12 protein-coding genes, 1 tRNA gene and 1 pseudogene are annotated in these 14,205 nt (G+C 37.4%); 3 read left to right on the top strand and 11 right to left on the bottom strand.

Annotation, left to right across the window (positions count from 1 at the left end; all coding sequences use genetic code 11):
* Positions 1 to 114: 114 nt before the first annotated feature.
* From LZQ00_RS09220 to LZQ00_RS09230, 3 genes are all read left to right on the top strand, one after another.
* Complete coding sequence (locus LZQ00_RS09220) at positions 115 to 2,427, top strand: TonB-dependent receptor (RefSeq protein ID WP_234514758.1); 2,313 nt, start codon at positions 115 to 117, stop codon at positions 2,425 to 2,427.
* Positions 2,428 to 2,437: 10 nt separating this feature from the next.
* Positions 2,438 to 2,977 (top strand): hypothetical protein, encoded by a 540-nt coding sequence (locus LZQ00_RS09225; RefSeq protein WP_234514759.1) that lies wholly within the window; start codon positions 2,438 to 2,440, stop codon positions 2,975 to 2,977.
* A gap of 73 nt (positions 2,978 to 3,050) precedes the next feature.
* Positions 3,051 to 3,122 (top strand) — tRNA-Arg (locus LZQ00_RS09230).
* Between the two features lie 414 nt (positions 3,123 to 3,536).
* Here LZQ00_RS09230 and LZQ00_RS09235 read toward each other — a convergent pair.
* The 11 genes and pseudogenes from LZQ00_RS09235 to LZQ00_RS09285 form a co-directional block, all read right to left on the bottom strand.
* Positions 3,537 to 4,412 carry a hypothetical protein gene (locus LZQ00_RS09235; RefSeq protein ID WP_234514760.1) on the bottom strand — a complete coding sequence of 292 codons (876 nt, stop codon included), beginning with the start codon at positions 4,410 to 4,412 and terminating at the stop codon, positions 3,537 to 3,539.
* Positions 4,412 to 5,263 (bottom strand): RHS repeat-associated core domain-containing protein, encoded by an 852-nt coding sequence (locus LZQ00_RS09240; protein WP_234514761.1) that lies wholly within the window; start codon positions 5,261 to 5,263, stop codon positions 4,412 to 4,414. The genes LZQ00_RS09235 and LZQ00_RS09240 overlap by 1 nt, the downstream gene beginning before the upstream one ends.
* Positions 5,264 to 6,367 carry an RHS repeat-associated core domain-containing protein gene (locus LZQ00_RS09245; RefSeq protein WP_234514762.1) on the bottom strand — a complete coding sequence of 368 codons (1,104 nt, stop codon included), beginning with the start codon at positions 6,365 to 6,367 and terminating at the stop codon, positions 5,264 to 5,266.
* Positions 6,368 to 6,374: 7 nt separating this feature from the next.
* Positions 6,375 to 6,782, bottom strand: a complete 408-nt coding sequence (locus LZQ00_RS09250; protein ID WP_234514764.1) for a hypothetical protein — start codon at positions 6,780 to 6,782, stop codon at positions 6,375 to 6,377.
* A 613-nt stretch (positions 6,783 to 7,395) separates the two neighbouring features.
* A pseudogene (locus LZQ00_RS18520) lies at positions 7,396 to 7,542 on the bottom strand (RHS repeat-associated core domain-containing protein); the annotation flags it as partial.
* 443 nt (positions 7,543 to 7,985) lie between these two features.
* Positions 7,986 to 8,534, bottom strand: coding sequence for a hypothetical protein (locus tag LZQ00_RS09260; protein ID WP_234514768.1), 549 nt, complete (start codon positions 8,532 to 8,534; stop codon positions 7,986 to 7,988).
* Between the two features lie 5 nt (positions 8,535 to 8,539).
* Positions 8,540 to 9,427, bottom strand: coding sequence for an RHS repeat-associated core domain-containing protein (locus tag LZQ00_RS09265; protein ID WP_234514769.1), 888 nt, complete (start codon positions 9,425 to 9,427; stop codon positions 8,540 to 8,542).
* Complete coding sequence (locus LZQ00_RS09270) at positions 9,428 to 9,664, bottom strand: hypothetical protein (protein WP_234514770.1); 237 nt, start codon at positions 9,662 to 9,664, stop codon at positions 9,428 to 9,430.
* A gap of 65 nt (positions 9,665 to 9,729) precedes the next feature.
* Positions 9,730 to 9,987 (bottom strand): hypothetical protein, encoded by a 258-nt coding sequence (locus tag LZQ00_RS09275; protein ID WP_234514771.1) that lies wholly within the window; start codon positions 9,985 to 9,987, stop codon positions 9,730 to 9,732.
* Between the two features lie 280 nt (positions 9,988 to 10,267).
* Positions 10,268 to 10,639: a hypothetical protein gene (locus tag LZQ00_RS09280; RefSeq protein ID WP_234514772.1), complete on the bottom strand. Its 372-nt coding sequence runs from the start codon at positions 10,637 to 10,639 to the stop codon at positions 10,268 to 10,270.
* Between the two features lie 127 nt (positions 10,640 to 10,766).
* Entirely contained in the window at positions 10,767 to 14,201 is a 3,435-nt protein-coding gene (locus LZQ00_RS09285; RefSeq protein ID WP_234514773.1) for a DUF6443 domain-containing protein, read from the bottom strand.
* Positions 14,202 to 14,205: the final 4 nt, after the last annotated feature.

Raw genomic sequence — 14,205 nt, forward strand, 5'->3', positions numbered from 1 at the left:
TCAGACTTTAATCCTTTAACAAAGTAACATTAAAAAATTAAAATACAACATTGTTGCATTTTAATTTTTATTAATGCAACAATGTTGTATTTTTGTTTCGTAATTAAATCAAACATGACGAAACAATATAAAGTCATCCACCTATTGGTATTAGGATTAATAGCGATTAGTTATTCCAATCATTTATTTGCTCAAAAACAATACGTAAAAGGGCGTGTCATCGATCAGGAAACTACGTCTCCAATTCATGGTGCTAATCTACATTATGAAGGTCATAAGAAAGCGGTAAGCACAAATGTTTCTGGTGAGTTTCAATTTGAACTCGATAATACATTACCCTTAAAATTAATTACCTCTTTGGTTGGGTATCAAAACGACACCACGTATGTAAAAGATAACCAATCGGTGTTCATTCGCTTAAAAAAAGATATTCAAAAATTGTCAGAAACACAGGTCTATGGTTATCATGTAGATCAAAAGACACAAATTGCTCAGCAGGTCGATCGCTTAACACTAGCGGAAAATAGAAATCGGTCTTTAGCTGAAGTTTTAAAAAGTATTTCAGGGGTACAGCTATTGCAAACGGGTTCTACCATCAATAAACCAATTGTGAATGGTTTATATGGTAATCGATTAGCAATTTTGAACGATGGGATGAAGTTGGAAAGTCAACAATGGGGTAATGATCATGCACCTGAAATTGATGTATATACCGCCAATACCATTACAGTTGTCAAAGGTGCGGAAAGCCTTCGCTATGGAGGTGAGGCTTTAGGAGGAGCTGTTCTGTTGGCATCCAAACCTTGGAATAACATTGATAGTCTTTCAGGACAAATCAACTTGAATGGTTATACCAATGGCAGAGGTATGCAAGGCGCATTAAATTTAGAAGGGATCACTCCTATCCCTGGATTGAAATGGACGTTTAATGGCAACTATACCAAGAGTGGAAATAGACAAACTCCTGATTATTATCTCAACAATACCGGCCAACGTATCTATAATTTGAATGGGGCCTTGGACTATCAATATAAGGATGCAAATTTTGAATTGTCGTACAAACATTATCATAACGAAGCAGGTATTTTATCTTCCACGCATATTGGTGATTTAAGTTCATTTCAAGAGCGCTTAGCTTATGGTCGTCCTTATCCAAGTGAGATTTTCGGGTTTTCCTATGCGATCGACGCACCTCGTCAACAGGTCAATCATGATGTCCTGCAATTTATCTACAATCAACAACTGGCTGAGCATAAAATTTTATCGGTAAAATATGCTTATCAGAACAATCATCGCCAAGAATACGATAAAAGACGTGCTGGGCGCAGCTCTGTTCCTAGTATGGATATGATTTTACAGTCTCATGCACTGGATGTTTCTTATTCCGTAGAACAGCTAAATCATAAAATCATCACAGGATTACAAGCGCAAACGCAAGTCAATAATAATGTTGTAGGCACTTTTAACACGCCTTTGATTCCAAATTACGATGCCATCAATATCGGAGCCTATGGTATTTATCAATGGCAAAAGGAGCGCTTCACCTATGAGTTGGGTGCGCGTTATGATTTCAAAAACTTCGATGCTGCTGGTTATGACTTTTATGGCAAGGAATACGGTGGAAATGATCAATTTCATAATCTTTCTGCCAATATTGGTGCTTCCTATTTAATCGATAACCATATGAGTCTAAAATCTAATTTAGGTTTAGCATGGCGAGCACCCTCTGCTCAAGAATTATACAGTCAAAATATTCATCAAAGTACCGCTCGATTTGAGAGAGGTGATGCTGATTTGAATGCCGAAAAAGGTATTAAATGGATCAGCAGTCTACATATCCACGAACGAAAAAATTTCCTAAATGTTGATGTGTACACCAACTTTATCAATAATTATATCTATGTACGACCTACGACAGAATTCATTCAGAATCTCGCTGGTACGTTCCCGATTTGGCAATACACACAAAATAATGTCTTGCTTACTGGGATAGATTTGCAAGGAAAATATGTCATTCATCCCAATCTTGAATATGTAGCAAATTCATCGTTTATCTATGCTCGAAATTTGGACGAACGTAATTATTTACCCCTCATCCCTCCTTTCTCTTACACACATGAAATTGCTTACATCAGAAAAGGAACGAATAAATGGATGAATGACCTAAAATTAGCAATCGGACAAGAAATTTATGCAAAACAATTTTTGACAACAACCAGCAATGAGATGGCGCCCGCTCCTGCTGGGTACCAATTGCTAAACAGTTCCGTTAGTATAGGTTCGCTTATCGGGAATAATAAACTTCAAACACGCGTCCTTGTTGAAAATCTATTGAATACTTCTTACAAATCTTACACCGACTTATTTCGTTACTACAGTCATGGAATAGGTCGAAATATACAACTTACCATTAATTATTCATTTTAAAAACAGTACCATGAAAAAGATCATTTACAGTGGAAAATTTCTATTATTAGCAATTTTATTCATTTTCAATTCTTGTAAAAAAGATGAACCCGTACACGAGCATGATAATGAGGAAATGAAAACGATGACCATGACTTTCGTTGAAAAAACAACCAACGAAAATGTAACCGTTAGCATCGATGCGACAGATAAAGAAACGAAGGTGTTAACCTTGAAAAAAGGGAATTACGATATGACAATGAAGTTATACGATTTTGAAGGACATGAGGTACAACAAGAAATCTTAGATGATGCCAACATGCATCAATTTTTCTTTGTCGGTCCTAGTCAAGAACAAATCAATTTTACTTATTTAGATGCACAGGTTGGCTTAACCAGCAACTGGAAGATACTACAAGCGGCAAATAACATTCCAATGAAAATTGTTCTAATGCACGGTTTAAGTAAAGGATATGTCACTCCTACTGATTGGAATAGTAAAAACTACCAAAGTATTGCTGGTGGTACACCTGATATTGCAGTGAATTTAACGTTAAATCTTATTGACTAAAGATGAGCTTGTTGGCAACAGATTGTGAATAGCTCTTTTCATTTTTCATGAAATAGTATATCTTTGCCAACAAGTCTTCGTAGTTTAATGGATAAAATTACAGATTCCGGTTCTGTCGATATGGGTTCGACTCCCTTCGAGGACACATCTGGGAGTAAGTCTAAAGAAAGACTTGCTCCCTTATTTTTTATATAAATCACTGACTTACTGAACAAAAAATATTATCTTCTATCTCAAAATGGACAATATCTCCACCTTTAGAAACTATTTTATCTGCTTGATGGATACAAATAGTATTCTTCTAGTTTAACACTAAAGGCTAACAATCAATCTTATTAAGATTATAAAAGTAAATGATTAAAAAAACATTCTTTTTTCAACAAATCCTCTCTAAATAATTATAAAAGTTTAATAACCATGTTTCTATAGAAGCAATAGTTGTATTCATAGAATCATTCCCCCTGCTTTCAAACAAACAATAAATCCCGTTCTTGAAGAAGGACGGGATTTATTATAACTTTTTATAAATTAAAAGAGCTAATTATTTAAAAAAATTTCACTAATCCATTTTTTTGGAAAAGAAATTATATTCTTCTTCTGACATCTTTTTGACCTCACTATTTATTTCACTTTTACTCTTAGGCATTTCTCTCAATTCACTAACCATGGGTACATATCCCATAAGAAGTTCATCTGGTCCTGTATTTTGATGGTCAATAACTCGTTTGATTACTTTATTATTTTTGAGAAAAGAAATGGAATAATGAACAGAAGAGCCAGTTCCACCTCCTATATATTCGTTTTTAATTTTATTTAGATCTAAATATCTAAAATTAGAAAAAAAAGATGTCACTATTTTATTATCCAGTTTGTATGAGGCAACTTCGTTTCTGCTATTTTTATAATAAAAATAATCATCTCTGTCTATATAGAACAACTCATCTACACGTTCATCCCTATCCCCTAAGAATATTTTAGAAATAATTATTTGATTATATAAACTTTCATTTTCATTAAATGTTATAGGCCTAATATATTTTAGGTTATATTGCATATTATAATCGAATAAAATTAAGCTATCCTTTGTCAGTTTTTCAACTAAATAGAGATGCCATTCTTTTTTTTCTGTATCCCATATTTTTAACGAATCATTATTTATTTTAAAAGGGGTGGAATATCCCGTTTTCATTCCCGTGTAAACATTAGACTTTTCCTTTCTATAAAAAGAACAGTTCATATGACAGACCTCTTTATCGAATTGAAAACCACAATTATCACGAATTTTTGATATAACTCTATTAGATTCTATAATTGGTAAATCAGAATTATCCAATACCCACTTACCTTGGATATTATTTATTCTATAGTCTTTTTTATCAAAACCACATGAAAAAACAAAAATACATATCATAAGAAGGAACGGAAATACTTTCATTATCTAAAATAAATTGTAAAATTGTTAGGAATATTATTCATGTTATCTTGAATTAATTTTAATAGTTTATTAAATGATTGTTGTAAATCATTTTTACTATACTTATAAGTCTCACCATTTTTTGTTGTATAATCATTCCTTGACCCTTTCCCTTCTTTATTACGAATATAATTTTGAGCAGAAACAGCATTCAATTCTGAAAATTTACTTTTTGACGGCATAACTCCCTTATCAATATCAAGCATATGTCTCATTTCATGAAAAACTGTCTCAAGTGGTGAAAAGTCACTTTTTGATGTTTGTTCAAAATCAAATTCTGAATAGCTGTCACTCCCCCTTCCACTTGAATATTTTTCGTAAGCATCTTGTGACCATTTTCCAATAGGAACAACACCTGTAATAGCACCTTTACCCCCTTTTCGAACTTCATGCTTATTTCTACTATTTACTAAAGTATTTAATGTCCCTTTAAGAACTCCATCCTCTGAATTTTCCATATTGCGGTATTGATTTAGTACTACTTGTTGGTCCTTAGATAAGAAATCATATTTACCATCAGTATATGGAGTAAAAACTTGTTTATTATTCAAATAAAGGTTGCCTTGTCGATACGTGTACTTAGCTTCCCCTACTACAAAGATAATCTCTTTGCCATCTGGATCCTTAGCAATTATGGGATTATTGGCAACATAATTGTATTGAGAAAAATTAGAATATTTCTCCGCTAATGGATCCACCACGTTCCATCTCCCGATCTCCGCATCATAGAACCTAGCACCGTAATCCAGTTGCCCTTCTAGAAAATAAGTACTTCCCAAGATATGCGTACCCAGATTCAGGTCACTCTGCATTTATTCGGAAATAATTTGTCTTTTAGCTGACCTCATGAACCGCATAGCGGTTTCCTTGCCATTATAAAGATACTTACTATTTATACTATTTACAATAGATTTGGTCTTTCCAAATGGATAGTAATCCTGTTTCTGTACCACCGTCGCAATTGGTGCAGCAGCAGTTCCTGTCTGCTTGATCACCGAGCGTACATTGCCCAAGTGATCGGTCAGGTTGTAATGGTAACTATAGACTCCTGCACTGTTCAACAAAAAGCCTTCTTCTGTAGCAATCCGTTCGATCGCACTTGCTGCCGCTCCCAGTTTGCTGTATTCGATCCCGTCCACATAGTCCTGTTCTGTGGTAACAGCTGCAACCGTTGCTGTCTTTTTCAGTTTAGTTCCTGTTGCATCATACACATAAGCAACCGTTCTTCCTGTTATTGCCGCTGTCTTGGGCAGGTTCAGCTGATTATAGGTAAAAGCCATACCTGTACGGTCCTTGGTCGCATTACCGTTCAGATCATAGGTAAATGTACCAGTCAGTCCTCCTGTCAAACTCAACAGTCGGTTACTCTTGTTCGTATTGTTGTAAGCATAGGTAATTGTAGTACCACCGTCCCTTGTCAAAGTCTTGATATTACCCATATCATCATAGGTCAAAGCCTCACTCATGACCGTACCTGTACTGGTTCCATTCTTCAATCTGTTGAGGGCATCATAGGTATAGACAAACGTACTGCTGATCGTAGCGGCATGTCCCCATAACTGCTGGGCGATATTGCCATTGTATTGTGCACCTGTTGTTAATACCGCTCCTGCACTGTTCAGGTTATAGTTTAGCTCATAGGTAAACTGCGGAGCAGAAGTCTTGATTCCCCAGCCACGTTCATTGTAAGCATAGGTCACATTAGTGAGGAAATTCGTACCACTGTTTTCACTATGGATACCTTTGCTCTTCAGCTGACCGATCTCATTGTAAACAAGCTTGCTCTGGAGGATCTCCGTCTGTGCATTCACTTTCTTCTTGGTGGTTAGCAGTCTGCCCACATGGTCGTAATCATTGGTCGTCAGGATCTTAATAGAACAACAGAAGTGTTCATAAGGCTCAGCTACATAGTTCAATGAACAATTATTGTATAAGATTAAACTTTTTAAATTGGTTAAGTTTCGTTCCCAAATTTTGTAGTTCTTTATGCAATTCAATACTATCTAATGGTCCTAAAATTCCCTTACTTGGATCAAGCTCTCCTTCTTTATAGACAGGGATGATGTAATATTCTGGCATACTATCATTCATTACGAACTTAGGCTTCTTTATAGCAACCAGTAGATCTTTCTTTTGATACAACCCTATTAATCTTCCTCCCAACAACCCTAAGTAACCTTCGTTATTAAGTTTGTAACATATATCCAAATCATCAGGACTATCAACTTCAATAACAAAATAATTTGGCACTACTTCGACCTGCTTATTAAATCCACATCCATTTAGAACCAGTATTAATATGAAAACTAATAGTATTTTATAATTTCTCACGTTCAAGTTTTTCAGTAAAATAAAATGTTTGATTGGCATTACTCATAGGGCCACCAGAATCATAAGATGGAGCCGCATGATAAAAGAATGAAGTCATACTCGTTGTATTTTTAATTTGATACTCCAGATATTCCTCACCACCTATTTTACGATAGTAAATATTCACAGTATAACTACCAACAAATTGTTCTATTGGATCCAGGCCAGCTTTAAAAACTTCCTTTATTCCAAAAACTCCTTTAAAACTAGTTACACTTGCTCCATCCAAAGAGATTTTACCTTTGTATTTATTATAAAAATATTTTCTAGCTGCCTCAATTTGAGATGCATTTTTGAAAGATTTGGCAACTCTATCATTATCAAAGGAATTGTAAGTAGATATTCCTAATCCTCCTGATATCCATTGAACAAATAAACCTGTTGCAGTTTTAAAATTTGCACCCCAATTATCAAAATCACTTCCATTCTTTTTCTTTGGAGGATCTTGGGGGGAATCCTGATGCTCAACGTAATTACCATTTCCATCAGAGAAACTTCCATCTCCCTGATTTGTCCAGGTTGTCTGACCGTCATTTGATGTATTCAAAAGATTATCGATAAAGGATTGAGACAACATTCCATCTGGATCAATAAAACGGATCGGATTATTATTTCCATATACATAGGGTGAATATCTCCTCATCTTCTCCGCCATGGGATCTACCACATTCCACCGACCAATCTCAGCATCATAGAACCTCGCTCCGTAATCTAACTCCCCTTCTAAAAAGTAAGTAGCTCCCAAGGTATGCGTACCCACATTCAGGTCACTCTGCATTTATTCGGAAATAATTTGTCTTTTAGCTGACCTCATGAACCGCATAGCGGTTTCCTTGCCATTATAAAGATACTTACTATTTATACCTCTAGTTTAAGTGTTCCAACGGGTCACTTAAATCCTTTTTTGACCATCAGGTCTCTAGACCACAATACAGCACTAAATAAATGTTATAGAGACATACTTCTTCCTTTCCATATCTACAAATCTATATCTTGTTACCTTCGTGCAGTTTTTAATTTCATTTGTTCTGATCTATTTCCAGACAAAGTCTTCGCTTTATTGGGTTTAAGTGACCGCAGAAATAGTGAACACTTAAACCAGACGATGGGAAATACAGCGAAATTAACTCTATAATATTTACGAATAACAATTAAATCTTCTTATTAGAAGTTCGAATACCAATGTTCTGAAATTTTATTCTTTTTTGTAAACTTAATTTTCCAATTTTCATTTATGACCTCATTTACATTGGCAACATAAGCAGCAAAATGTTCTTTATCATAGTAAAATATAACACATTCTCCTATTGCAGAAGAACTCAAAACTTCTGTAATTCCCAAATTCAAAAATTCAGATAAAACATCTTCTATATATTTCCCTGTAAATTCTAAAGCTCTTGCTTTATCATCTATACTATTTGCTGTTGCAAATTCAAATATGTTGAATTTCTTTTTTGTAGCATCATTCAAACAAGATAAATCATTTAAGGGACAACCATAATAGGAATAGTTTGGAAGAATATATGTTCTCCCTCTCAGTTCTTTAGAGAAAAAAGGCACTTGATACCTGCCATCTTTTTCAAACCGTGCTTCCATTGTGATACCTTTTAACAAGTTGACATCACAAACTTTTATCTTTTCTAATATAATCTCCCTTTTCTTACTTTGTGTATTACATGAAACGAACAAAAGCATTATTAAAAAATATTTCATAAGATTTACCATTTAGATTCCCAATATTTAAGTGCCCCTGGATTTTTGGTTGGATCACTTACTTTAGATTTTGGCTCGCCTCGTGGATAGTAAAAACCAGCTCTAATCGCTCGTTGATCTTCTGGAGAATCTAAGATACCTACAGCAACTCCAGGATTATCTTTTCTACCATTTATAGCATTATTTAGATGAGCTGCTGCTTCTAATGTAAAAATATTAAATCCTAACTGTTTACCCGCTTGTCCCCATAAGAAATTTCCAAAATCAAAATTATTATATGCAACACCTGTTTTTGAAGAGCCATTTCCATTAACCAAGTGAAGAGTATTTCCTCCACCTACGATCGAAGCTGTAGCAACTTGATCTAGTTTTCCTCTGCTATCACCAGATAAACGTGAGGAATTACCTATCGGTCTACTTTCTCTTTCGATATATACTAAACTATTTTCAGTTGTAGTTGTGGATCCATTCTCTTTCATCTGTTGATTGATATCAGCTTCAGAAATAACTGAAACTTGATTAATTTTTCCTGATTTGATACCTTCTACATCATTAACTGGATCATTGAATTCATAGGTTCCTTGAACTTTTCCACTTTTAGAATTTTCTACAACAATTTGATCGGGTTTCTTATTCTCGTCAACTCGAACAAAATTTCCATTCTCGTTGAACACATAGTCGTCGACACTCATCCCGTCAGGATCAACAAACCTGATCGGATTGTTAACAGTATAGTTATAAGGAGACCATCTTCTATATTTCTCTGCCAATGGATCCACCACATTCCACCTTCCGATCTCCGCATCATAGAACCTTGCACCGTAATCTAATTGTCCTTCAAATATGTAGGAACTTCCCAAGGTATGCGTACCCACATTCAGATCAGCTTGCATTTATTCGAAAATAATTTGTCTTTTAGCTGACCTCATGAACCGCATAGCGGTTTCCTTGCCATTATAAAGATACTTACTATTTACACCAGTTACAATAGACTTCGTCTTTCCAAATGGATAATAATCCTGTTTCTGTACAACAGTCGCAATTGGTGCAGCAGGAGTTCCTGTCTGCTCGATGAACTCGTCGCCAAGAGCAAGATGCAGGCGATACTCAAATAAAACAGCAACGCCCAATCTTTATTGGATTGGACGTTGTTATAATTTAATAAATTTCACATCTAAGCTTATCCTAAAAAGATCTATAGCTTATGAAAAATTAATGGTATCGATCCCTCTTCTAAGGAATTGTACTCATCCAAATGATAATGATAGTCTTTAGGCACATTATCCTGAGCTAGAGTCAATAATTGCTTTGCTATTGAAACAAGTCCCTCTTTATTAGCTGAAATCATTAAAGATCCGCCCTCCATTTTTGCTTCGATTTCAAACCCATGTTCCCAAGTAATTTGAAAGCCCTTATCTTCTGAATATTCAGGTATTATAACATCTATAGTCATTCTAATCAATTAAAATTTAGTTCCTGTTGCATCATACACATAAGCAACCGTTCTTCCTGTTATTGTTGCAGTCTTCGGTAGGTTCAATTGGTTATAGCTAAAGTCCATACCTGTACGGTCTTTGGTTGCATATCATTGTCCCTTTGGTTTAAGTGTTCCAACGGGTCACTTAAATCCTTTTTAGCTACCAGGTCTTCACACCAAAATGTAGACGATAATCAAACAAAGCCCAATCCGATGAAAGATTGGGCGGTGCCTTTAGTTCGAAGTAGAAAAAACTCTAATAAGTGTACCACGATTCTCCTATTTCTCTTAATGAAGATTGATACTTCTCATCAGAAATAACTTTCCGATCTGGCACATGTACAACAACCGTACCGTCTGACATATAGAATTTCATCTTCTCGCCTAAAGAGGCAAACCCAGCACTACAGCCATTAATGCGGTAAGTTTTCAATTCCTTGTTTAAAGCCTCAACGTATTCTTCTATTTCCCCTTTATCATGTATGTTCTTTATCACAACATCGGGTTCATATCGTATTACTTTTCTGACCATAATTGCTGTATCACCTTTCAGATCAAAAAAATACTGGTTCTTAGTTGAGTCATTATAAGTTTCAAAAAACAGAAGATTATTACCTCTACTTTTCATTAGTTCAATATTTGAACACCGTTTAGAGAGATACTCTCTATTTTTATATACCTTTTTTACATTAGGATCCATACAAGAGAAGAACACACTAACTATTAGTGCGACACCAACAATCTTCATGACGATTTTACCATTTAGGGCCATACGTTCCATATTTTATCCTTTCTAGTTGTCTTTGGGTATTTCGTTCAAGTATTGCCTTTCCCACAGGAGAATTAGAATAACCATTCTTTATCGCACTCTGATCTGCTGGAGAATCCAATAAACCTATGCTCCCATATGTCCCTGGACCAAAATCGTATGCCGAAGTTTTTTGGGAACGTCCATTCATTAGATTATTGTAATGGGCACCCAAACGGGCAACATCCAAATTAATCCCGAGTTCAGCCATACCACGTCCCCACATATAATTCCCAATATCTCCCACATTATAAGCGGTATTTTCTCTCACATAAAGGATGTTAGAGCTTAAATCACCAGAAGCAACATTTTGGACCCCATAATCCATATTTCTGGCACCCTCATTTTTTGCATAGGATAATGGCGAACCTTGAGCATCTCCTCCACGCACCCCACTTTTAGCAATCATTTCCTCTACTTTACTATCACTCAGTATCTCGACCCGATTAATCCCCTTTTCCCCACCAGATGCAACACTATTTCTTATAGCTTTGGTATCCACTTCAGGATCATTGAATTCATAAGATTTAGATTTTCCAGTTTTCGAATTTTCTATCACTAATTTATCGGGCTTATTATTCTCATCGATTCGGACAAAGTCTCCATTCTCATTGAACACAAAATCATCCACTCGCATCCCGTCAGGATCAACAAACCTGATCGGATTGTTAACAGTATAGTTATAAGGAGACCATCTTCTATATTTCTCTGCCAATGGATCCACCACATTCCATCTACCGATCTCAGCATCATAGAACCTTGCTCCATAATCCAGTTGCCCTTCTAGAAAATAAGAACTTCCCAAGGTATGCGTACCCACATTCAGGTCACTCTGCATCTCCTTGCCATTATAAAGATACTTATTATTTACACCAGTTACAATAGATTTAGTCTTTCCAAATGGATAGTAATCCTGTTTCTGTACAACCGTCGCAATTGGTGCAGTAGGAGTTCCTGTCTGCTTGATCACCGAACGTACATTACCCAGATGGTCGGTCAGGTTATAATGATAACTGTAGATTCCAGCACTGTTCAACAAAAAGCCTTCCTCTGTAGCGATTCGTTCGATCACACTGGCTGCCGCTCCAATCTTGCTGTATTCGATCCCGTCCACATAATCCTGTTCTGTGGTAACAGTTGCAACTGTTGCTGTCTTTTTCAGTTTAGCTCCCGTTGCATCGTACACATAAGCAACTGTTCTTCCTGTTATTGCCGCTGTCTTGGGCAGGTTCAGCTGATTATAGGTAAAGGCCATACCCGTACGGTCTTTGGTCGCATTACCGTTCAGATCATAGGTGAAGGCTCCTGTCAATCCTCCTGTCAAACTCAACAGTCGGTTACTCTTGTTCGTATTGTTGTAAGCATAGGTAATTGTAGTACCACCGTCCCTTGTCAAAGTCTTGATATTACCCATATCATCATAGGTCAAAGCCTCACTCATGACCGTACCTGTACTGGTTCCATTCTTCAATCTGTTGAGGGCATCATAGGTATAGACAAACGTACTGCTGATCGTAGCGGCATGTCCCCATAACTGCTGGGCGATATTGCCATTGTATTGTGCACCTGTTGTTAATACCGCTCCTGCACTGTTCAGGTTATAGTTTAGCTCATAGGTAAACTGCGGAGCAGAAGTCTTGATTCCCCAGCCACGTTCATTGTAAGCATAGGTCACATTAGTGAGGAAATTCGTACCACTGTTTTCACTATGGATACCTTTGCTCTTCAGCTGACCGATCTCATTGTAAACAAGCTTGCTCTGGAGGATCTCCGTCTGTGCATTCACTTTCTTCTTGGTGGTCAGTAGTCTCCCAACATGATCATAATCGTTGGTCGTCAGGATCGTGGTTGCTGTTCCGGTCGCTGGGGTATGTACCCGTTTACTGGTCAGCAGTTCTCCAGGAAAGTTATAGGTATTAGTCACATAATCCGTACCACCAAGATGATTCTGACTCGCAGTCTGGATCACCCGACCATAATCATCATAGTAATTTATCGTCAACAATGGTGCTGTACCATCGTCCTTGTAGACTAAACTCCCTGTCAACAGACCTTTGATCTTCAGACTTTTGGTTATGCCCTGAACAGCTAAGGTTGTTGCACCTGTAAAACTGTAATCGTCATAATAGTTGACCGAAAGTGGAGTGATTGTAATGCCCGTACCTGCTGTAGGAAAAGTGGTTGCAGGGGTCAGGTAAGTAGCTGCTCCATTTCGGCTTTCCCACAAGGGTCCTGCATGCGTATCCACATAGGTTTCCAGTTGTGCCCTTGTCAGCTGTGCTGTATTGGTATTGACATAAAGTCCTGTTGTGGTGACACGGCCAAAGGCATCATAACGGGTATAGCTCCATTCCTTACGTCCCCGTTGGTTCGCATCCTGCGTGAGAACAATCTGGTCATTCTTGTTGTAGACCAGGTATTCCCAGCCTTTACCAGGGATCTTTTTCTCCACCAGTCTGCGTCTGCCATCATATTTGTAGGCATAGAGCAGTTCATTGAAGTCCGCATTGTTGTCTGTGACCGTAGTAGCGGTATACCCAGGTGGGATCACATAGCGCAGGTCCCCAAAGTCATCATACACATAATGGGTCTCCAGTTTCTTGGTATCTGTTTCCCACACACGTTTCAGCACGACACGGCCTTCAAAATCCTTGTACTCTTCGACTGTTCCCTGCTTACCCGTAGCCTTTATCCAGTTCTCATCCTTGATGATGGTCTTGTACAGCTTACCTGCTGCATAGAATGCCGAGGTTGCTCCCGTACCTGCAGCAGTGACTGTCCATAGTTTCACATCACTGGCTACATTGGTACTATACTCAGTAACAGCGGTATGACCTGTGGTCGAAGTTGTGGTTATGGTTTCTCTGTTAGCAGCAGGCTGCCAGGCCAGACCGGGTGCGCCCTGCTGCTGTACCCTGTTCAGCGGGCTGTTCTCGAAAACAGTAACCGAAAACGGTTGATCCGTTTTCTTAACATGGGTATCCCAGCCTGTGCTCTTATAAAAATTGGCCTGGTTAGTTTTAGCAGTGGTTTTATAGCTGCCGTTATTGCTTGTCTGCTCGGCATAAGGAAGATATTTACTACTCTCCCTGCCGAAGCCGTCGTATTCGATATGCTGCACAATATCCTTATAACCGGGACTGGCCATCAGCTGGACGGTCTGCAACGGTCTGCCCAGACCATCGAAATATTGGACTGTACGGTTTTCCTGTTTGATCGTACGGGTATTGTTCAGTTTGGCCAGGGTAACCGTATCACGGAAGGTTCTGGTCTGTATATAATTCTGGCCCACACTGGGTACGCTCACCACATTGGGAACAGTCTGCCCATGTGCAGCATGTAGCATCGGGGCCAATAAAAATGTCAAAAGGAGCTTTCTCATCATC

It is taken from the genome of Sphingobacterium sp. SRCM116780, from assembly GCF_021442025.1.
GTDB lineage: Bacteria > Bacteroidota > Bacteroidia > Sphingobacteriales > Sphingobacteriaceae > Sphingobacterium.

Coding starts and splice junctions, on each gene's coding strand:
- LZQ00_RS09265 (WP_234514769.1), bottom strand. CDS start 9,427: ATGCAAGCTGATCTGAATGTGGGTACGCATACCTTGGGAAGTTCCTAC.
- LZQ00_RS09285 (WP_234514773.1), bottom strand. CDS start 14,201: ATGAGAAAGCTCCTTTTGACATTTTTATTGGCCCCGATGCTACATGCT.
- LZQ00_RS09235 (WP_234514760.1), bottom strand. CDS start 4,412: ATGAAAGTATTTCCGTTCCTTCTTATGATATGTATTTTTGTTTTTTCA.
- LZQ00_RS09240 (WP_234514761.1), bottom strand. CDS start 5,263: ATGCAGAGTGACCTGAATCTGGGTACGCATATCTTGGGAAGTACTTAT.
- LZQ00_RS09275 (WP_234514771.1), bottom strand. CDS start 9,987: ATGACTATAGATGTTATAATACCTGAATATTCAGAAGATAAGGGCTTT.
- LZQ00_RS09280 (WP_234514772.1), bottom strand. CDS start 10,639: ATGAAAAGTAGAGGTAATAATCTTCTGTTTTTTGAAACTTATAATGAC.
- LZQ00_RS09225 (WP_234514759.1), top strand. CDS start 2,438: ATGAAAAAGATCATTTACAGTGGAAAATTTCTATTATTAGCAATTTTA.
- LZQ00_RS09220 (WP_234514758.1), top strand. CDS start 115: ATGACGAAACAATATAAAGTCATCCACCTATTGGTATTAGGATTAATA.
- LZQ00_RS09260 (WP_234514768.1), bottom strand. CDS start 8,534: ATGAAATATTTTTTAATAATGCTTTTGTTCGTTTCATGTAATACACAA.